This is a genomic window from Stenotrophomonas indicatrix (assembly GCF_050573115.1).
Lineage (GTDB): Bacteria > Pseudomonadota > Gammaproteobacteria > Xanthomonadales > Xanthomonadaceae > Stenotrophomonas > Stenotrophomonas lactitubi_A.
Map to the genome: position 1 here is coordinate 281,083 of NZ_JBNYZT010000002.1, position 19,146 is coordinate 300,228.

Genomic DNA, 19,146 nt, shown 5'->3' on the forward strand with positions numbered 1-19,146 from the left:
GTACGGCATCCACGCCGCGCATGGATGCATTCCAGTAGATCCACGCCATGCGTGGATGCATCCCCGTAGATCCGCGCCATGCGTGGATGCCGTAGGAGGTCGGTGCCGGCCCGAAGGCCGGCACCGCCACATCACATCGTCACCTTGCGCCGGTTGTCTTCGCTCACCCGGTCGATCAGCTTGTTGTACGGATCGAAACCGGCCTCGTCCGGCTTGGCATCCACCGTCACCGTGATCGTCGGCGCTGCCGTGGTGATGTGATGGCGCTGCAGGTACACCACCTTCTGGTCGCGTTCCTTGCCCGAGGGACCGTTGGCGAACACGCCGATCTCGACCCAGTCGTCCAGCGCGGCCGGCGTTTCCTTGCCCTGGCCATCGGCATGGACCTTGGCGGCGTGCAGCTTCAGGGTGACGTCGTAGCGGCCATCGGCACGCTTGCGCGCGCTGGCGGTCTCCAGCCGGTTGTCGTACAGCGTGATCTTCTCGAACAGATCGGTCAGCAGCTGCTGTCGGTCGGCCGGGGTCTCCGCACGCAGGTAGTCCAGCAGCTCCCGCGAGGTGGTGTACGGCGGCTGCTGGTAGCCCTTGTCCTGCAGGAAGCGCTGCAGGGCGCGGTTCAGCGCCTGTTCGCCGATTTCCTCACGCAGGCGGTAGAACACCAGCGAACCCTTGCGGTAGTGGATGTACTGCTGGTTCTCCACCCGCTCCAGCGGCAGTTCCTCGATGCGCTCGCCGCCACGGCCGGCCAGGTAACGGTCCAGTTCGGTCTTCAGGAACTGGCGCATGTGCGCACGGCCGTACTCCTGCTCCATCACCATCAGCGCCGAGTACTGGGCCAGCGATTCGGACAACACCGTGGCGCCCTGCATGTTGGCGCCGATCACCTGGTGTGCCCACCACTGGTGGGCGATCTCGTGCGCGGTGACGTAGAACACGTAGTCCACCTTGTCCGGATCGCGAAGGTCGGCGATGAAACCGATCGACTCGGAGTAGGGGATGGTGTTGGCGAAGGACTGGGCAAAGCTCTGGTAGCCGGGGAACTCGATGATGCGCACCTGACGGTGCTGGTAGGGGGTGAAGTTCGCCTCGTAATAGGCCAGCGACTTCTGCACTGCCTCGATCATGCGGTCCACGTTGTAGGCATGGGCCGGGTCGAAGTACACCTCGATCGGGATGTCCTTGTACATGCCCTTCTTCACCTGCCAGCGCGCCGACAGATAGGCGTAGAAGTTGAGCATGGGCCGGTCCATCGCATAGCTGAAGCAGCGGCGGCCGTTCACCGTCGTCTCGTGCCGCAGATAGCCTGGGGCCAGCGCAACCTGGTCCGGTGCGGTGCAGATGGTGGTACGGAAGTCCAGCCAGTCGGCGTCGTTGGAGATGTAGGTGTTGGCGCGTGCCGCTTCATCCTCCAGCTTCGGCATGCGGGTCGGCTCACCCAGCCCGCGCTTGCGCCGCTCGTTGCGGTCCTCCAGCTCGCTGCCCGGGTCGTAGCCGAATGACGGCAGCAGGGTGCTGTTGAAGAACGCGCCGTTGTCCACGATGTTGCTGGGTGCTTGGCCGGCGGTGATGCCCTTGGGTTGTTGTTCGACGCGGAAATGCACCTGGCGCTGCTCGCCGGGCTGCAGCGGCGTGGCCAGGCGGTAGATGCGGTAACCCAGGTCGACATCGTGGAAGGCCAGGGTCTGCCCGCCCAGGTCTACCTTGACCAGCGTGCGGTCATCGCCCATCGCGATGTGGATGTCACTGATCGGGGCAGGGTGGGTGTTGCGCACCGTCCAGTCGGCATCGATGACCATCGACTGGGTTTCCGGGTGCAGGTCCACGCGGTTGTCGACGGCGATGATGCGGGGTTGCGGCAGGTTCCTGTACTTCGACAGCTCACGCTCGTAGCGCACCTGCAGGTCACGCTGCTGGTCGGGAGACAGGAATTCGTTACGGATGTTGGTGCTCCAGTACAGCCAGCCGCCCAGTGCAACGAAGCCGAGCAGGGATACGGCAAACCCCGCGCCGGCCGGGCCGCGCAGGCGATGTGCCGCCAGCTTCAACCGATCCCGCGCACTGGCGCCGACGCCGCGCACCCAGAACGCGGACGCGAGGAACAGCAGTGCGGCCAGCAGCAGGCCCCAGTAGGCTTGGAAAACCAGCTGCCCGGGCAGGAAGTGGCCGTAGCCGTTCATGTCCGAATACGGGGCGTTGGGCCAGTTGCCGAAGTTGTACAGGTTCTGGGTGAAGTCCAGCAGGCCCAGCGCGACCTGCGCGATCATCACCACGATCAACAGCGCGTAGCCGAAGAACTTGTTGTTGGTCAGGACCTGCAGCACCAGCGCCATGCCGCCCATCAATACGTAGAACACCGAACCGAGGGTCAGCGCCTTCAGGTACAGCAGCGGTTCCAGGTGGGTATAGCCCTGCGCCAGCTGCATCGCCATCGACACCACGGCACCGATGGCCTGGAAGCAGGCGACGATCACCACCAGCGTGGTCAGCCGGGCCAGCAGCGGTACCCAGTTGGGTACGGGCATGGCGTCGTTGACTTCGTTCAAGCGGACCGCGCGCTCCTTCCAGACCAGTTCGCCGGAATAGAACAGCACGATGATCACCAGCAGCCAGCTGTAAGCCCCCTGCAGCGCCGTCAGCATTTCGCTGGTGACCGGCCAGATCGGCGTGCCGTAGATCGCGCTCTGGTGCAGCGCGCCGGGGATGAAGTTGGCCAGGCCCAGCACCAGCAGCACGATGAACGGCACCCCGCGCAGGACACCGAGGGTGTCAAAGCGCACCTGGCGCACGAACTGGTGCCAGCCGGTTGCTGCGCTGAAGCGGGGGCGCACCCGCGGAGCGGCGATCGGTGCCGGCCGGGGCGCATCGGCACTTGCCAAGGCCTGGCGACGGCCCCAACGCCTGCGCCCACTGCCGGTACGCTCGGTGCGGAACAGAGCGAACGTGGCGGCGAACAGTACGGCGGCCACGCCCAGCCACAGGGCACGGTTGGCCAACAGGTAGCCCGCCACCTCGGGCAGGCGGGTGTTGCTCTGCTCGGCCGCCCAGTAGCGCACCGCGCGGCCCAGCGCGCGCATGCCCAGTGGCTCGGTCAGCGTGGCGATCCAGACGTTGTCGATATCGCTCAGCAGCGAGGCACTCACGCCATACAGCACGAAGTAGCCGACCAGGCCGATGTAGACCCACAGGATCGAGCGCGTCAGCGCCGCCAGCAGCGAGAGCAGGGCCGTGGTGAACAGCACGTTGGGCAGCACGATCCAGGTGAAGGTCCAGGCGTAGCTGGCCAGCGAAACCGGGCCGACGCGCGCCTTGTCCACCCAGGGCATGAACGGCCCCAGGAAAATGCCCAACGCGATGATCAGGTAGACCACCAGGCTGGCGCAGATCGCTGCCAGGATACGTCCGGCCAGGTAGTCGCGGCGCTTGATCGGGCTTGCGAAGATCAGCTCGGCGGTGCCAAGTTCGAAGTCGCGCAGCAGCGCGTTGCTGACGAACATCGTCGACACCAGCATGCCCATCATGGTGAAGATGCCCATGAAGCGCGCGATGACGATCGGGGCATTGCTGTGCACGTTGTTGACGCCGCCGCCGATCTGTACGGCTTCGGAGGAGGCGGCAGCGAAGGCCAGCGCAGCGAACAGGAAAGCCAGCAGCCACAGCAGTGGCGAACGCAGCTGCTCGCGCAGCTCGAAGCGGAAGAAGGTGAGAATCATCGATGTGCTCCGCTCAGGCTGCGCAGGCACGCGCCTGCAGGCGCAGGCGCTGGAAGTACACATCCTCGAGATCGGGTGCGACCGGCGCGAAGCCGTCACCCGGGTCGCTGGCACTGTGCACGTGGATGACCGGACGGCCACCCACCAGGCGCGAGGACAGCACCGTGTAGCGCGCCTCGTGGTCGGCCAGTTCGGACGGGTCCACCTGCTTGCGCCAGACCTGCTGCTGCAACGCCTCGATCGCGTCGGTGGGGCGCCCGGTCAGCAGCACCTGACCCTTGTTCATGATCGCCATGGTCGGGCACAGGTCGGTCACGTCCTCGACGATGTGGGTGGACAGGATCACCGCCACGTTCTCGCCGATGGCCGCCAGCAGGTTGAGGAAGCGGTTGCGCTCTTCCGGGTCGAGCCCGGCGGTAGGTTCGTCGACGATCACCAGGCGCGGGTCGCCCAGCAGCGCCTGGGCGATGCCGAAGCGCTGGCGCATGCCGCCGGAGTAGGTGCCCAGCTTGCGCTTGCGTGCATCCCACAGGTTCACCTGCTGCAGCAGGCCATCGACCACCTCGCGACGCTGGCCACGCTGGGTCAGGCCCTTCAGCACGGCGAAGTGCTCCAGTAGATCCAGCGCGCTGACCTTTGGATAGACCCCGAAATCCTGCGGCAGGTAGCCCAGGCGGCGGCGCACGGCGTCCTTGTCGCGCAGCACGTCGATGGGTGATTCACCGGGAATGCTCAGGGTGGCACTGCCGCTGTCGGCCTCCTGCAGGGTGGCCAGGGTGCGCATCAGCGAGGATTTCCCCGCGCCGTTGGGCCCGAGCAGGCCGAACATGCCGCGGGGAATATCCAGGGTGACCCCGTTCAACGCATGCACGCCGTTGGCGTACGTCTTGGACAGCGAATCGATCTTCAGCATGCGACGTACACCTTTCCGTGTGTTGATCTGCTGTTTATCGCGCTGAACGGGGGCGGCGTCATGCCCCTTTGGTCATGGTGCCTTTGGCCAGCGGTCCAGCTGCCAGCACAGCAGCACGCCGTCCTCGGCATCCACGCGCTGGCCGACCACGCAGAAACCGTTCCGGCGCAGCACCGCCTGCGAGGGCAGGTTGTCCACCGCCGTTTCGGCCGTCAGCACGTGGATGCGTGGCTCCGTCCACGCCCATTGCACGAACTCGGCCAGCGCGGCGCCGGCCAGGCCACGTCCCTGGTGGGCCGGAGCGATGCCATAGCCGAGGGTGAGAACACCGGCCTGCGGCGCGCAGGTCAGCGACAGCAGGCCCACCGTGCGTGCCGCCTCGACGATCCGCCATGCGGCCGGAGCAAACTGCGCCTCGATGGCGGCGGTGAGGTCGGCCAGCATGGCGATCACTTCGGGTGGCGCGACAGCGTCTTCAGCGATATCGGTGCGGGACAGCAGAGCGCGCACGTCGTGTGCGGACGCGGGAATGAGCATGGGAACCTCGACAGGGAGTTGCCCGGAAGGGCATTGCCGGTGCGAGGGCAGGGCGTGGGCCTCAGCCCAGGTGCAGCACGCCGTTCGCCGCCGTCACCGGTGCGGTGTGGGAACTGCTGGCGGAGGACAAAGGCCTTCTCCTGGCGGGAGGGAGTGCTGCGCGAACTGCGCCCGCATAGCGGAACTGCGGATCGCCAGCGCATTGAAGCGACGGCCGTGAAATATTCCTGAATGCGTTGGCGTTGGTGCGCTGGATCACACAATCCGTCCACAGCGGCGTCGCTAGGCTCTGACCCTCTTTTGTCATTGCCATGCAGGCGCACATGCGGATCGTAACCGGAGTAGAGGGGCTGGACAGCATTCTGGGCGGCGGGTTGCCGCAGGCGCGCCTGTACCTGTTGGAAGGCCCGCCCGGCTCCGGCAAGACCACCTTGTCGCTGCAGTTCCTGCTGGAGGGGCTGCAACGCGGCGAACGCTGCCTGTACATCACGCTCTCGGAAACGGCCGAGGAACTGCGCGAAGTCGCCGCTGCCCATGGCTGGTCACTGGATGGCCTGCACCTGTTCGAGCTGGGCTCGGCCGAGGGGGCCATGGGCAATGGCCGCCTGCAGTCGGTGCTGCACTCGTGGGAAATGGAGCTGGACGAGACGGTCAATCTGATCATGTCGAAGGTGGACAGCGTCGGGCCGACCCGCGTGGTGTTCGACTCGCTGTCCGAACTGCGCCTGCTGGCCCAGGATTCGCTGCGCTATCGCCGGCAGATCCTCGCGCTCAAGCAGTTCTTCGCGCCCAAGAGTGCCACGGTGATCCTGGTGGATGACCTGACGTCCACCGGCGATGAACGCGATGGCCAGCTGCACAGCCTGTGCCACGGTGTGCTGTCGCTGGAACGTCTTACTCTGGACTTTGGCCCGGCCCGCCGCCGGATGCAGGTGCAGAAGCTGCGGGGTGTCGATTTCGTTGCCGGTTACCACGACATGGTGATCCGTAGTGGTGGGGTGCAGATCTTCCCGCGCCTGATCGCCTCCGAGCATCATGGCCGGTTCGTCGGAACGCCCATCAGCAGCGGGGTAGCGGAGATCGACCGGCTGTTGGGTGGTGGGCCGCTGCGAGGCACCTCCACGCTGCTGACCGGCCCGGCCGGCAGCGGCAAGACCAACGTGGCACTGCAGTACGTGTGGGCGGCCTGCGAGCGCGGTGAGCGCAGCTGTATCTTCGAATTCGACGAGCGGGTCGGCACGTTGCTGGCGCGCGCTTCCGCGCTGGATATCGACCTGGACAAGCACCTGCAGTCGGGTCTGCTGGAGATCCTGCAGATGGACCCGGCCGAAGTGTCGCCGGGTGAATTCTCCTGGAACCTGCGCAAGGCCGTGGAAGAGCGCAACTGCAGCGTGCTGGTGATCGACAGCCTCAACGGCTATGTGACCGCCATGCCGCAGGAAAAGCAGCTGATGCTGCAGCTGCACGAGATGCTGTCCTATCTGAACCAGAAGGGCGTGGCGACCTTCCTGATCAACCCGCAGCACGGGCTGGTCGGCACCATGTCCACCGGCAGCCTCAACGTGTCCTACATCGCTGATGCAGTGGTGCTGTTCCGCTTCTTCGAGGCGAAGGGACGCATCCGCAAAGCAATCTCGGTGATCAAGAACCGCGGCGGTGCGCACGAAGACACCATCCGCGAACTGAAGATCGACGGCCGCGGCATCACGGTCAGCGCCGCATTGGCTGACTTCCAGGGCATCCTCACCGGCACGCCCGAATTCGTCGGCGACAGCGCGGCGCTGCTGGGCCAGTCCGATGTCCGATAGCGATGATGGCGGCACAGTTGTCCGCATCGTAGCTCCCTTCGGTCGCGATGCCGACAGCATCGCTGCGGTGCTGGCCAGCGCGGGTTTGAAAACACACATCGCACCCGATCTGGAGGTATTGGCCAGCCAGCTCGATGACTGCACCGGGCTGGTGGTGGTGACCCAGGAAGCGGTGGCACGCGGCAGCGATGTATTACAGCAGGCGCTGCAGCTGCAGCCGGCCTGGTCGGACATTCCGTTCATCCTGCTGCGCTCGGCGCGTTCCTATCGGCGTTCCACCCGCGAACCGCTGCTGCCCGGCTCGATCAACGTGGTGGAGATGGACCGGCCGCTGGGCAGCATGTCGCTGCTCAGCGCAGTGCAGGGTGCGCTGCGTGCACGCGCGAAGCAGTTCGTGGTGCGCGACCAGGTCACCGCATTGGCTGATGGCCGCGCGGCGCTGGCACGCAGCGAGTCCGAACTGCGCCTGATCGCCGACGCGATGCCGGTGCTGATCGCGTTCGTCGATCGCGCGCTGTGTTTCCGCTTCGCCAACAAGGCCTACGAAAGCTGGTTTGAACTGGCCACCGGCGACGTGATCGGCAGGCATGTGCGCGAGGTCATCGGCGAAGCGGTGTGGCAGCAGCGTCGGCCGGCGATGGAAGCCGCATTGGCCGGCCGCGAGGCGGTGTTCGAAATCGTCTGGCCACATCGCGTACACGGACGTCGGGACTGCGAAGTGCGTTACTCGCCGCGCCGTAATGCTGATGGTCGCATCGACGGCTTCCATGTGTTCATCACCGATATCACTGCCGCCAAGCTGGCGCTTGCCAGCAGCCAACAGCACGCGCACGCGCTGGAGGCGATGGTGGCCGAGCGTACCCGTGAACTGCAAGCGCAGATGGCGGCGCGCGAGGCCAGCGACGCCGCACTGCGGCAGTCGCAGAAGATGGAAGCGATCGGCCAGCTGACCGGCGGCATCGCCCACGACTTCAACAACATGCTCACCGGCATCCTGTCCGCGTTGGACATCGTGCGCCTGCGCCTGGACATGGGCCGGGTCGACGACCTCGAACGTTTCCTCGACACCGCCACCGCCTCGGCCCAGCGTGCGGCGGCACTGACCCAGCGCCTGCTGGCGTTCTCCCGGCGGCAGTCGTTGGATGCGCGGCCGGTGGAGATCAACACATTGCTGGTTTCGGTACAGCACCTGCTGCACAGCACGCTGGGCGAGGCCGTGCGTATCCGCGCCGAGCCCTCACCGCTGCCGTTGCACGCCACGCTGGATGCCAACCAGTTCGAGAGCGCGCTGTTGAACCTGGCCATCAACGCGCGCGATGCGATGCCGCACGGTGGTGATCTGACCCTGCGCGCATCGGCGGTCAGCGTTCGCGAGGGTCAATACACGGCCGTGCCCGCAGGCGACTACGCGATGGTGGAGGTGGCCGATACCGGTGCCGGCATGGCGCCGGAAGTGGTCGAGCGTGCGTTCGAGCCTTTCTTCACCACCAAGCCGATCGGCAAGGGAACGGGCCTGGGCATGTCGATGGTGTACGGCTTCATGCAGCAGTCCGGTGGCCACATCGCCATCCAGTCCAATCTGGGCCAGGGCACGACGGTGCTGTTGTTCATTCCGTTGTCGGAAGCCGTGGTGGAGGACGAGCCTGCAGTCTCGCAGCCGATCCGGCGGGGCGCCGGTCAGTCCATCCTGGTGGTGGAGGATGACGAGCAGGTACGGATGCTGGTGACGGTGGTGCTGGAGGACCTGGGGTATCAGGCCCAGGTGGTGGGTGATGCCGATGCAGCCATCCCGATCCTGGCGTCGGCGCAGAACATCGACCTGCTGGTCACCGATGTCGGGCTGCCGGGACTCAACGGCCGCCAGCTGGCGGAAATCGCGCGGCAATCGCGGCCAGCGCTGCCGATCCTGTTCATGACCGGCTATGCGGAAAAGGCGCAGGAGCGCGCGGCCTTCCTCGATGAAGGCATGGCGATGATCGCCAAGCCTTTCCTGCTGGATGAGTTCAGCATGGCGGTACGCACGGCGATGCCGGGCGGCGCATAGCGCCGTAGGTCCTGTAGAGTCGAGCTCATGCTCGGCTGTCGTCGGACTAGCGTCTCACGCATGTTGCCGAGCATGGCTCGGCACTACAAAAGTGCTAGGTGCGTAGCGACGACTCGCGCACCACCAGCTTCACCGGAATGCTCTGGCCTTCCACCGGCTGCCGGCCGATCAGCGCCAGCAGCTTTTCCACCAGCAGCTGTCCGGCCTGCTTGGTGTCCTGCTGCACGGTGGTCAGTGGCGGCGACACCGAGGCCGCCAGCGGAATGTCATCGAAGCCGGTCACCGCCACGTCCTGCGGCACCCGCAGGCCCTGCTCGCGCAGGGCGCGCACCGCACCGATGGCAATCAGGTCGCTGGCTGCACAGACCGCGTCGATGGAGCGGTCCTGGGCCAGCAGCGCCAGGCAGGCCTCATGTCCGGACGCCTCGGTGGTGATCGCATCGTGCTGCAGCGCCGGGTCGGCGGCCAGGCCATGCGCACGCAGCGCTTCGACGTGGCCGCGATAGCGCTCTTCGAATTCCGGGTAATGGCTGGAGGCATGGCCGAGGAAGGCGATGCGGCGGCAGCCCTGCTCCAGCAGGTGGGCGGTGATGTCATGCCCGCCCTGGAAGTTGTCGCTGCCGATGGACACGCCCGGCTGGCCGGGCAGGGCCGCGCCCCAGCGCACGAAGTGGGTACCCTGTTCGACCAGCCGCTGCAGGCGGTCGCGCGACTCGTGGTAGTCGCCATAGCCGAGCAGGATGATGCCATCGGCCTTGTTGCTGTCCTCGTAATCGGCCTGCCAGTCGGTGGAGAGCTGCTGGAAGGACACCAGCAGGTCCTGCCCGTGCAGCGCGCAGGCACGGGTGATCGAGCCCAGCATCGAGTGGAAGAAGGGGTTGATCAGCGAGTCGTCATTGGTCGGGTCCTCGAAGAACAGCAGGGCCAGGGTGCCGGCATTGCGCAGGCGCAGGCTGGAGGCGTTCTTGTCGACCTTGTAGTTCAGCTCGCGGGCGATGCGCAGGATGCGCTCGCGGGTCTCGGCGTTGACCATCGGGCTGCCGCGCAGGGCCCGCGACACCGTGGGCTGGGAGACCCCGGCCAGGTGGGCGATGTCCAGGGAGGTGGCTTTGCCTTTGATGGTCATGAGGGCCGGAAGGGGGATGATCGGGGAATGATGCCATGGGTGGACGGCGGTGCTGCTGGCCGGCGCTTGGCCCCGGCTGCCACACTGGGTGGCATCACCGTTGGAGCTGCGCTGTGACGTATCGCCTGTACCCGGTTGCCGATGACTTCGAGGCCCGCATCCGGATCCTGCGAGCTGATGAAGGCGGTCGCCTCAGCCCGCCCAGGAACGGCATCCGCTGGGATTTCGCCTACGCCGAGCGATCTGGCGAGCTGGAGCTGTTCATGATCTGGCCCGACTTCGTGCTGCCCAGCGGCGACAGCTGGGCCTGCGATGTGCCGCTGCCGGTTGACCAGATGCTGCTGGCGAGGATGTCGGTGCTGAATGACACGCTGCGGCTACAGGTCCATCGGCCACGGATCCGGCCTGGCTTGCGCTTCCACTGCCATGAGGGGCCGAAGGTGGTCGCGGTGGGGGAGGTCACCCGCATCACCGGCCTGGATCGGGCGCGGCCTGCCGGCGCCTGAGCCGCGCCTGCCGGACCTCGATCGCGGCTGGATCCGACGCGGATCCAGCGATTTCCCGACGGGGTGGGGCTGGCAGGAATGGTAAGATGACCCGTTCCGATATCCCCCATTCTCAACCGTGGGCGGTCCAGCGTATCGGCACCCCGCTGGGTGTGCTATCACTGGAGCAGCCCCGGACAACGGAAGAACCCATCTATGGCGCGCGGCATCAACAAAGTCATCCTGGTCGGCAACCTCGGCAACGACCCGGACGTGAAGTACACCCAGGGCGGTATGGCGATCACCCGCATCAGCCTGGCCACCACCAGCGTCCGCAAGGACAAGGATGGCAACCAGCAGGAGCGTACCGAGTGGCACCGCGTGGTGTTCTTCGGCAAGCTCGGCGAAATTGCTGGTGAGTACCTGCGCAAGGGCAGCTCGGTTTACGTCGAAGGCAGCCTGCGTTACGACAAGTACACCGGCCAGGACGGCGTGGAGAAGTACTCCACCGACATCATCGCTGACGAAATGCAGATGCTGGGCGGCCGCGGTGAAGGCGGCGGTGGCGGCGGCGGTGGCAACTTCAGCGGCGGCGAGCGTCCGCAGCGCCAGCAGGCCCCACGCCAGGAGTACGGCGGCGGCGGTGGCAACGCGCGTGGCGGCCAGGGCGGTGGTTACAACCAGGGCGGCAACCAGGGCGGCGGCTACGGCCAGCAGCGTCCGCAGCAGCAGCAGCCGCAGCAGTCGGCGCCGCCGATGGATGACTTCGCTGACGACGATATCCCGTTCTGATCGAACGCTTGTCAGCAGGAAGAACGAAAGCCCCGCTCATGCGGGGCTTTTCTTTTTCCGAAAATTCCTGTCGACGTTGTGCCCCGCAGCATCCACTTTCTTGCACTGCGTCTTGCAAAGAAACAATTTCCTCCCCTATGGTGCAATCGATTGCATTGCGGCGAAATCGTCAGCGGTTGATACCGGTTGGGAGGCCGGAAAGTGGATGTCCATCCATTCGATCAGACCGGGCCCGGGGCTCACGCGGCGCGATGCGCTGCGCATCGCAGTTGCCGGCAGTCTTGGCCTTGGCGCAGCGGTCGTTCTGCCTGCGTTCGCAGCCACCGCGCCACTCAAGGGCAACCTGAAGCATTCCGTCGCCCGCTGGACCTTTCCTGAGCAGTCGATTGCCCAGCTTTGCCAGACGGTGAAGGGCATCGGGTTTGCCGCGATCGATCTGGTGGGCCCGGAGGACTGGCCCGCGCTCAAGACCCATGGCGTATATAGCTCGATGTGCAACGGCGCCGAGCTGGGCCTCACCAAGGGCTTTGCCGGCCGCGAGTTCCACGATCAACTGGTGGAGCGCTACACGCGGCACATCGATCTGGTGGCCGATGCCGGCTATCGCAATCTCATCTGCTTTTCCGGCAACCGCAACGGCATGGATCCGCAGGACGGCATGGCCAATGCCGAGGCGGGCCTCAAGCGCATCCTCGGGCATGCCGAGAAACGCGGCGTGGTGCTGGTGATGGAGCTGCTCAACTCCAGGGTCGATCACCATGACTACCTGTGCGACCACTCCGCCTGGGGCGTGGAGCTGTGCCAGAGGCTCGGCTCGGACAACTTCGGCCTGCTGTACGACATCTATCACATGCAGATCATGGAAGGCGACATCATTGCCACCATCGGCAAGCACCACGCCTGTTTCAAGCACTACCACACCGCTGGCGTGCCTGGACGGCATGAGATCGGGGATCAGCAGGAGCTCAATTACCCCGCCATCTGTCGCGCGATCCGCGACACCGGTTTCGATGGTTATCTGGCGCAGGAATTCATGCCTGCAGCGCCTGATGCCGTCGGCTCGCTGCGCGAGGCGATCCGCCTCTGCGACGTCTGAAACGATATCCACCCAGGTGATAGACCCATGGCAGATAATCATTACGACGCCATTGTTGTTGGCTCGGGAATCAGTGGCGGTTGGGCGGCAAAGGAACTAACCGAGAAGGGCCTGAAGGTCCTGATGCTGGAACGCGGACGCAACATCGAGCACGTCAAGGACTACGTCAATGCGATGAAGGAGGCGTGGGATTTCCCGCATCGCAATCGGCCAACCCAGGCGATGAAGGCCGATTTCCCGGTGTTGATGCGCGACTACGCCCTGGCCGAGAACCTGCAGGGCATGTGGGCCGACGAACAGGAATCGCCCTACATCGAGACGAAGCGATTCGACTGGTTCCGCGGCTACCACGTGGGCGGCCGTTCGCTGATGTGGGGGCGGCAGAGCTATCGCTTCTCTGACCTGGATTTCGAAGCGAACCTCAAGGACGGCATCGCCGCCGACTGGCCGATTCGCTACGCCGACATCGCACCCTGGTACGACCATGTGGAGAAGTTCGCCGGCATCGCTGGCACGCGTGAAGGGTTGGACGTGTTGCCGGACGGCGAGTTCCTGCCGCCGATCCCGTTGAACATCGTCGAGAAGGACGTGGCCGCGCGGATCCGGAAAGCCTTTGGCGGAACGCGCCATATGATCCACTCGCGCACCGCCAACATCACCCAGCCCATGCCCGAACAGGGCCGGGTCAACTGCCAGTACCGCAACAAGTGCATCCTGGGCTGCCCCTTTGGCGCCTATTTTTCCACCCAGTCGGCGACGCTGCCGGCGGCGATGAAGACCGGCAACCTGACGTTGCGGCCGTTTTCGATCGTCAAGGAAGTGCTCTATGACAAGGACCGAAAGCGTGCGCGCGGCGTGGAGGTCATCGACGCCGAGACCGGCCAGACCTACCAGTACACGGCCAAGGTCATCTTCCTCAATGCGTCGTCCTTCAATTCGACCTGGCTGCTGATGAACTCGGCCACCGATGTGTGGGACGGCGGGCTGGGCTCTTCATCCGGCGAGCTGGGGCACAACGTGATGGACCATCATTTCGGTGCTGGTGCCTCCGGCCGGGTCGAGGGCTACGAGGACAAGTACTACTTCGGCCGCCGCCCCTGCGGTTTCTACATTCCGCGGTTCCGCAACGTCGCTGCCGACAAGCGCGGCTACCTGCGCGGGTTCGGCTACCAGGGCGGTGCCAGCCGCACCGGCTGGTCTCGCGAGATCGCCGAGCTCAACATCGGAGCCGATCTGAAGGAGGCGCTGACCGTGCCGGGTGACTGGCGCATCGGCATGACCGGCTTCGGTGAAATGCTGCCGCACCACGACAATACGATCCGCCTGGACCGGGACCGCAAAGACAAATGGGGCCTGCCGGTGCTGGCGATGGACGTAGCCATGCGTGCCAACGAACTGGCGATGCGCAAGGACATGGCTGCCGATGCCGCCGAGATGCTGGAGGCGGCTGGCGTCAAGGACGTGAAGATGCACGACAGCGACTACGCCCCGGGCAAGGGCATCCACGAGATGGGGACCGCGCGCATGGGGCGTGACCGCAGAACCTCCGTGCTGAACCAGCACAATCAGGTGTGGGATGCGCCCAATGTCTATGTGACCGACGGTGCCTGCATGACCTCCAGCGCCTGCGTGAATCCCTCACTGACCTACATGGCGCTGACCGCACGGGCTGCCGACCATGCCGTGCGCGAACTGAAAGCGGGGAATCTCTGATGGATCGCCGCGAACTGCTGAAGATGATTGTCGCCGCCACCGGCGCGGCCATGGTCGGCCTGCCTGCGCTTGTTCATGGGCAGGCGCCGGCTGCCGGTACGAAGCCTTACTTCTCCGACGCCGAAGTCGGCACGCTGGACGAGATCGCCGAGACCATCCTGCCGCGGACGAAGACGCCGGGGGCGAAGGACGCCGGCGCCGGTGCGTTCATGGCGACGTTCGTCAGCGACTGCTACACCGCGCGGCAGCAGGCGACGTTCCGCGCCGGCCTGGCCGATATCGACAAGCGTGCCGGTGGCCGCTTCGTGTCGCTCGCGCCGCAGGCCCGCACCGAACTGCTGCGCGCGCTGGACGCCGAGGCCAGGAAACACGCGGTCGAGGTGACCGAAACCGGCACCGCCGAGGAAGGAGAAGCGATGCCGCACTACTTCACGATGTTCAAGCAGTTGGCCATCTTCGGCTTCTTCACCTCGAAGGTCGGCGCAACCGAAGTGCTGCATTACGTCGCCGTGCCGGGGCGCTACGACGGCGACCTCGCCTATGTTCCCGGCACCCCTGCATGGGGGACCAGCTGATGGATAACACCATGATGATCGGCTCTCTGCTGATCGCTGCCGGCCTGCTGGCCACGGCGCCCGCGTTCGCACAGGCCGATGACCCCGCGCGCGATCCGACGAAAACCGAGGTGTGGAAGCCGGTGCCTGCGATCGTGGCCACGCCCCCGGGCGGAGCGCCCTCCGATGCGATCGTGCTGTTCGATGGCAGGGATGTCTCTGCCTGGGAGTCGGAGCAGGGTGGACGCGTGCCTTGGACCATAGCCGACGGCGCCCTGACCGTCGTTCCGGGTAGCAAGGGTATTCGCAGCAAACAGCGCTTCTGCGACATCCAGCTGCATGTCGAGTGGCGCACGCCTGTCGCAACCAAGGGCTTCGACGGCCAGAACCGGGGCAACAGCGGCATCTTCCTGCAGGAACTGTATGAGCTGCAGGTGCTAGACAGCTACAACAACCCCACCTATGCCAACGGCCAGGCGGGCTCGATCTACAAGCAGGCCATGCCGCGGGTAAACGCCTCGCGTGCACCGGGCCAGTGGCAGGCGTACGACATCGTCTGGAAGGCCCCGCGCTTCTCGCCGGGTGGCGGGCTCATCTCGCCCGCGCGCATCACCGTGCTGCACAACGGTGTTCTGGTGCAGGACGACACCGTGCTGGCGGGCAAGACCGAGTACATCGGTGCGCCTTCGTACTCGCCACATGCGTGCGCGCCGATCTATCTGCAGGAGCATGATTCCAAGGTCAGCTACCGCAATATCTGGGTGCGCGAGCTTTAGCCGCTGGCGTTCTACTTCGCCAGGAAGCTGGTGATGTCGTCGATCTCCTGTTGTGACAGCTGAGAGAAGGGCGGCATCAATCCGCCGCCCTTCCTTATCTTGTCCTTGATCTGCGCAGCATCCAGACGCTTGTTGATGTCGGTCAATGCTGGGAACGCGCCCGGCATGCCCGCACGGTCGGCACCATGGCAGGCCGTGCAGTTCGCGGTGTAGAGCTTCGCACCGGCGGCAGGGTCGTCCTTGGACCACGCGCTGTTCGCGAGTGTGGTGCAGTACAGAACTGCGGCCACTGTGAGGATCTGTTTCAAGCGAGTGTCCAAGCGGGTCTCCTTCGGGCGTCAGCGCTGTGCGCTGGCGGGCAGGGTGACGGTCAGGTGTTCACGCAGGTAGTCCGCACCGGTTTGGATGACCTTGGCAGGGTCGCGTGGCTGGTCGTGCTCGACGATGTACCACTGCACGCCGGCCGCTGCCGCAGCCGGCAGGATCGCGTTCCAGTCCAGCACCCCCTGACCTACGGCGGCGAAGCCACCCTCGTCTTCGGCCTGGCCTTTGGGGGCGTTGTCCTTGGCGTGTACCGCGAACAGTCGACCGCGGAATTTCGCCAGCATCACCGCCGGGTCCAGGCCTGCGCGGGCGACCCAGGCCAGGTCCAGCTCGGTCTGCAGGTCGGGTCCGGCGGCTGCGAACAGCAGTTCCAGACCGGTCGTGCCATTGAAGTCGACCAGCTCGAAATCGTGGTTGTGGTAGGCCAGGCGCATGCCCTTGGCGCGCACCTGTTTGGCGATCCTGCCCAGCTCCTGGCCCAGTGCGGTCCAGCCTGCGGCGTCTGTCGGCCGATCCTTCGCATCCAGGTAAGGCACCACCAGCGTGGTGTTGCCGATCGACCGGTTGAAGGCCACCACGCCTTCCAGGTCCTTGCGCAGCTCGGTCAATGGCACGTGCGAGGAAACTGCCTTGATCGAATATCTGTCCAGCAACTGCTTGAGTTCGGTGGCACTGACGCCCTGCGTGCCCACCGTTTCCACCGCGTGCACGCCCGCGTCGTGGACGATCTTCAACTGCTGGTCGAGCGGGCCGGCGTTGCGCAGCGTGTACATCTGCACGGCGATGGGCTTGTGCGGGCTGGCGGCTTCGTGTGCCAGGACGGGCAGGGCAGCGAACAGCAGCAGGGCGAGGGTGGCAGTTCTGCGGGCAGGCGTGTTCATCATGAGATGCTCCCGGGGTTCAACCGATGGCGGTCCAGGCACGGGTCCTGGCCGAGGTGATGACGCGGTCGACGATCAGCGCCGAGCGCACGCCGTCTTCGAAGGTGGGCAGGCCATCCGGTCGCTCGCCTTCGATGGCGCGATAGGTGTCGGCGACGAATGCCTCGAAGCAGTGGCCGTAGCCCTGCGCGTGCCCGGCCGGCAACAGCGACAGCCGGCGCTGTTCGGCACTGCCGGCGCCCGGTCCGCGCACGAAGACTTCCTCGCGCTGGTCGGGCTTGCCGATCCACAGCCGCTCGGCATCTTCCTGGTTGAACGCCACGCTGGCCCTGGCGCCATCAATCTCGAACCAGAGACGGTTGTGGCGTCCGGCCGATACCTGGCTGACCGTCAACGATGCCAGCGTCCCGGCGCCGGTACGGAACATCGCCGCGGCCACGTCCTCGCTGGTGACCGCCTGCATCGCGCCACCGGCCGCTGCTGTGGTGAAGCTTTGCCCGGTGTCGGTGCTGCGTTCGGCGATCACCGTGTCGAACGCCGCGCTGACCTCGGTGAAGCGCTCGCCGCTGACCCATTCCACCAGGTCGCACCAGTGCGAGCCGATGTCGGCGAACACGCGCGACGCGCCGCCCAGCGCCGGGTCCACGCGCCAGTTGTTGCTGGCCGGGTCCAGCAGCCAGTCCTGCAGGTAGCTGCCGTGAATCAGGTGCAGCGGCCCCAGTTCGCCATGGGCGATGCGTGCGCGCGCCTCGCGGACCACCGGGTGGTAGCGGTAGACGAAGGGCACCGTGGCGACCAGCGCGTTGGCGGCCGCCAATGCTGCCAGCGCCCGGGCGTCCTCCAGCGTGGTGGCCAGCGGCTTCTCGCAGACCACGTGCTTGCCGGCTTCCAGTGCGGCCTGTGCCATGGGACGGTGCAGGTGGTTGGGCGTGCATACGTGCACGACCTGGACCTGTGGATCGGCGACCACCTCCTCGATGTCCCGATAGGCACGCGGGACACCCCACGCCTGCGCCACGTCGCGTGCGCGCTGCGGAGAAGAGGCGGCCACGCCACGGATGTCGGCACCCGCCAGCAGCGCCGCGCGACGGTGCACGGCACCGATCATTCCCGTGCCTACGATGGCGATTCCAGGCTTTGGCATCAGGTAGGGTCCTCAGGGCGTGGAAGGTGCGGCCGCAACCACTGGCCGGTCGCGGAACAGCAGCAGGAAGGCGATCAGCACGAGCAGCGCGACCCCTGCCGGGAACAGCCAGATCTGCTGCCAGTCCGGACCGGCTGCAGTGGTGAAGTGCTCCACCACCGCGCCGGACAGGAACGTGCCGATCAGCATGCCCACGCCATATGTGGCCAGGGTGATGAATCCCTGCGCGCTGCTGCGCGCGGCCGGGCCGGCATGCGCATCGGTGTAGATCTGGCCGGTGACGAAGAAGAAGTCGTAGCAGATGCCGTGCAGCACGATGCCGATCACCAGCAGCGAGAAGCCGCCGCCCGCATCGCCAAAGGCGAACATGACGTAACGCACGACCCATGCGGCCATGCCTACCGCCAGCATCGTCTTCACCCCCAGCCGCACGAACAGGAACGGCATGGCCAGCATCAGCAGGACTTCGGAGACCTGTCCCAGCGACTGCAGGCCCGCCGCGCCGCGCACGCCCAGGTCGTTGAGATACGGGTTGGTGAAGTTGTAGTAGAACGCCAGCGGGATGCAGATCGCGATGGACGCCAGGAAGAACACCAGGTACGAGCGTGACTTCAGCAGGCGCAGCGAATCCAGCCCCAGGATCTGCCCCAGCCCGGCATCGCGCTGCTGTGCCAGCGGCGGGGTGTGCGGCAGGGTGAACGCATACAGGCCCAGCGCCAGCGACGCCATCGCCGCCATCCGGAAGGTCAGCTCGAGCCGGTGCGCCTGTTCCCAGCCCAGCCAGCCGATCAGCACGCCTGCCACGATCCAGCCGACGCTGCCGGCCACCCGCACCAGCGGGAATTGCTTCTCGGGCGACTGCATGTGCCGCATCGCCACGCTGTTGGCCAGTGCCAGCGTCGGCATGAACAGCAGCATGTAGCCCATGACGCAGGCGGAGAACATGCTGAAGCTGGTTGCGGTGGACGCCAGCCACATCAGCACTGCGCCAGCCAGGTGCAGGACCGCGAGGATGCGCTGCGCCGCGAAGTAGCGGTCAGCGATCAGGCCAACCAGGAAGGGCGCGACGATGGCACCGATGGACTGGCTGAGGAAGGCCGTCGCCACCTGGCTTGCGCTGGCCTGCAGCGGGCCCTGCACCAGATAGGTTCCCAGGGTGACGAACCATGCCCCCCAGATGAAGAACTGCAGAAACATCATCACGCCCAAGCGCGACATGGTGTGCGTCATGGCTTGCCCTCCC

Annotated in this window: 16 protein-coding genes; 8 read left to right on the forward strand and 8 right to left on the reverse strand. The window is 65.8% G+C overall.

Going from position 1 to position 19,146, the window contains the following annotated elements:
* Positions 1-131: 131 nt before the first annotated feature.
* From ACQ5SA_RS07260 to ACQ5SA_RS07270, 3 genes are all read right to left on the reverse strand, one after another.
* Positions 132-3,710, reverse strand: a complete 3,579-nt coding sequence (locus tag ACQ5SA_RS07260; protein WP_499313715.1) for a M1 family aminopeptidase — start codon at positions 3,708-3,710, stop codon at positions 132-134.
* Positions 3,711-3,723: 13 nt separating this feature from the next.
* The gene (locus ACQ5SA_RS07265; protein ID WP_499313718.1) at positions 3,724-4,623 is read right to left on the reverse strand and encodes an ABC transporter ATP-binding protein; all 900 of its coding nucleotides are present in this window, start codon (positions 4,621-4,623) and stop codon (positions 3,724-3,726) included.
* Between the two features lie 72 nt (positions 4,624-4,695).
* Complete coding sequence (locus ACQ5SA_RS07270; RefSeq protein WP_499313721.1) at positions 4,696-5,160, reverse strand: GNAT family N-acetyltransferase; 465 nt, start codon at positions 5,158-5,160, stop codon at positions 4,696-4,698.
* 311 nt (positions 5,161-5,471) lie between these two features.
* On the opposite strand from ACQ5SA_RS07270, the gene ACQ5SA_RS07275 reads away from it, so the two are divergent.
* Positions 5,472-6,968 carry an ATPase domain-containing protein gene (locus ACQ5SA_RS07275; RefSeq protein ID WP_230110121.1) on the forward strand — a complete coding sequence of 499 codons (1,497 nt, stop codon included), beginning with the start codon at positions 5,472-5,474 and terminating at the stop codon, positions 6,966-6,968.
* Positions 6,958-9,012 carry an ATP-binding protein gene (locus ACQ5SA_RS07280; protein WP_499313723.1) on the forward strand — a complete coding sequence of 685 codons (2,055 nt, stop codon included), beginning with the start codon at positions 6,958-6,960 and terminating at the stop codon, positions 9,010-9,012. Before ACQ5SA_RS07275 ends, ACQ5SA_RS07280 begins: the two co-directional genes overlap by 11 nt.
* A gap of 94 nt (positions 9,013-9,106) precedes the next feature.
* On the opposite strand, the gene ACQ5SA_RS07285 is transcribed toward ACQ5SA_RS07280, so the two are convergent.
* Positions 9,107-10,138: a LacI family DNA-binding transcriptional regulator gene (locus ACQ5SA_RS07285; RefSeq protein ID WP_251471879.1), complete on the reverse strand. Its 1,032-nt coding sequence runs from the start codon at positions 10,136-10,138 to the stop codon at positions 9,107-9,109.
* A 113-nt stretch (positions 10,139-10,251) separates the two neighbouring features.
* Here ACQ5SA_RS07285 and ACQ5SA_RS07290 point away from each other — a divergent pair, with 113 nt between their 5' ends.
* From ACQ5SA_RS07290 to ACQ5SA_RS07315, 6 genes are all read left to right on the forward strand, one after another.
* Positions 10,252-10,644 (forward strand): hypothetical protein, encoded by a 393-nt coding sequence (locus tag ACQ5SA_RS07290; RefSeq protein WP_100551789.1) that lies wholly within the window; start codon positions 10,252-10,254, stop codon positions 10,642-10,644.
* A gap of 195 nt (positions 10,645-10,839) precedes the next feature.
* A complete protein-coding gene (locus ACQ5SA_RS07295) occupies positions 10,840-11,415 on the forward strand; it encodes a single-stranded DNA-binding protein (protein WP_230110125.1) in 576 nt (191 codons plus the stop codon).
* Between the two features lie 205 nt (positions 11,416-11,620).
* Positions 11,621-12,511, forward strand: coding sequence for a hydroxypyruvate isomerase family protein (locus ACQ5SA_RS07300; RefSeq protein WP_499314008.1), 891 nt, complete (start codon positions 11,621-11,623; stop codon positions 12,509-12,511).
* A 27-nt stretch (positions 12,512-12,538) separates the two neighbouring features.
* Positions 12,539-14,224 carry a GMC oxidoreductase gene (locus ACQ5SA_RS07305; protein WP_499313728.1) on the forward strand — a complete coding sequence of 562 codons (1,686 nt, stop codon included), beginning with the start codon at positions 12,539-12,541 and terminating at the stop codon, positions 14,222-14,224.
* A complete protein-coding gene (locus tag ACQ5SA_RS07310) occupies positions 14,224-14,799 on the forward strand; it encodes a gluconate 2-dehydrogenase subunit 3 family protein (protein WP_499313730.1) in 576 nt (191 codons plus the stop codon). Before ACQ5SA_RS07305 ends, ACQ5SA_RS07310 begins: the two co-directional genes overlap by 1 nt.
* Positions 14,784-15,554, forward strand: coding sequence for a 3-keto-disaccharide hydrolase (locus ACQ5SA_RS07315; RefSeq protein WP_499313733.1), 771 nt, complete (start codon positions 14,784-14,786; stop codon positions 15,552-15,554). The genes ACQ5SA_RS07310 and ACQ5SA_RS07315 overlap by 16 nt, the downstream gene beginning before the upstream one ends.
* Positions 15,555-15,565: 11 nt before the next feature.
* Here ACQ5SA_RS07315 and ACQ5SA_RS07320 read toward each other — a convergent pair whose 3' ends face one another.
* From ACQ5SA_RS07320 to ACQ5SA_RS07335, 4 genes are read right to left on the reverse strand one after another with little or no spacing between them, the layout of a single operon-like run.
* Positions 15,566-15,862, reverse strand: a complete 297-nt coding sequence (locus ACQ5SA_RS07320) for a c-type cytochrome (RefSeq protein ID WP_499313735.1) — start codon at positions 15,860-15,862, stop codon at positions 15,566-15,568.
* A gap of 30 nt (positions 15,863-15,892) precedes the next feature.
* Entirely contained in the window at positions 15,893-16,759 is an 867-nt protein-coding gene (locus tag ACQ5SA_RS07325; RefSeq protein ID WP_499313738.1) for a sugar phosphate isomerase/epimerase family protein, read from the reverse strand.
* 19 nt (positions 16,760-16,778) lie between these two features.
* Positions 16,779-17,903 carry a Gfo/Idh/MocA family protein gene (locus tag ACQ5SA_RS07330; protein ID WP_049468733.1) on the reverse strand — a complete coding sequence of 375 codons (1,125 nt, stop codon included), beginning with the start codon at positions 17,901-17,903 and terminating at the stop codon, positions 16,779-16,781.
* A gap of 12 nt (positions 17,904-17,915) precedes the next feature.
* Positions 17,916-19,133 carry a nucleoside permease gene (locus tag ACQ5SA_RS07335; RefSeq protein ID WP_499313742.1) on the reverse strand — a complete coding sequence of 406 codons (1,218 nt, stop codon included), beginning with the start codon at positions 19,131-19,133 and terminating at the stop codon, positions 17,916-17,918.
* Between the last annotated feature and the right edge of the window lie 13 nt (positions 19,134-19,146).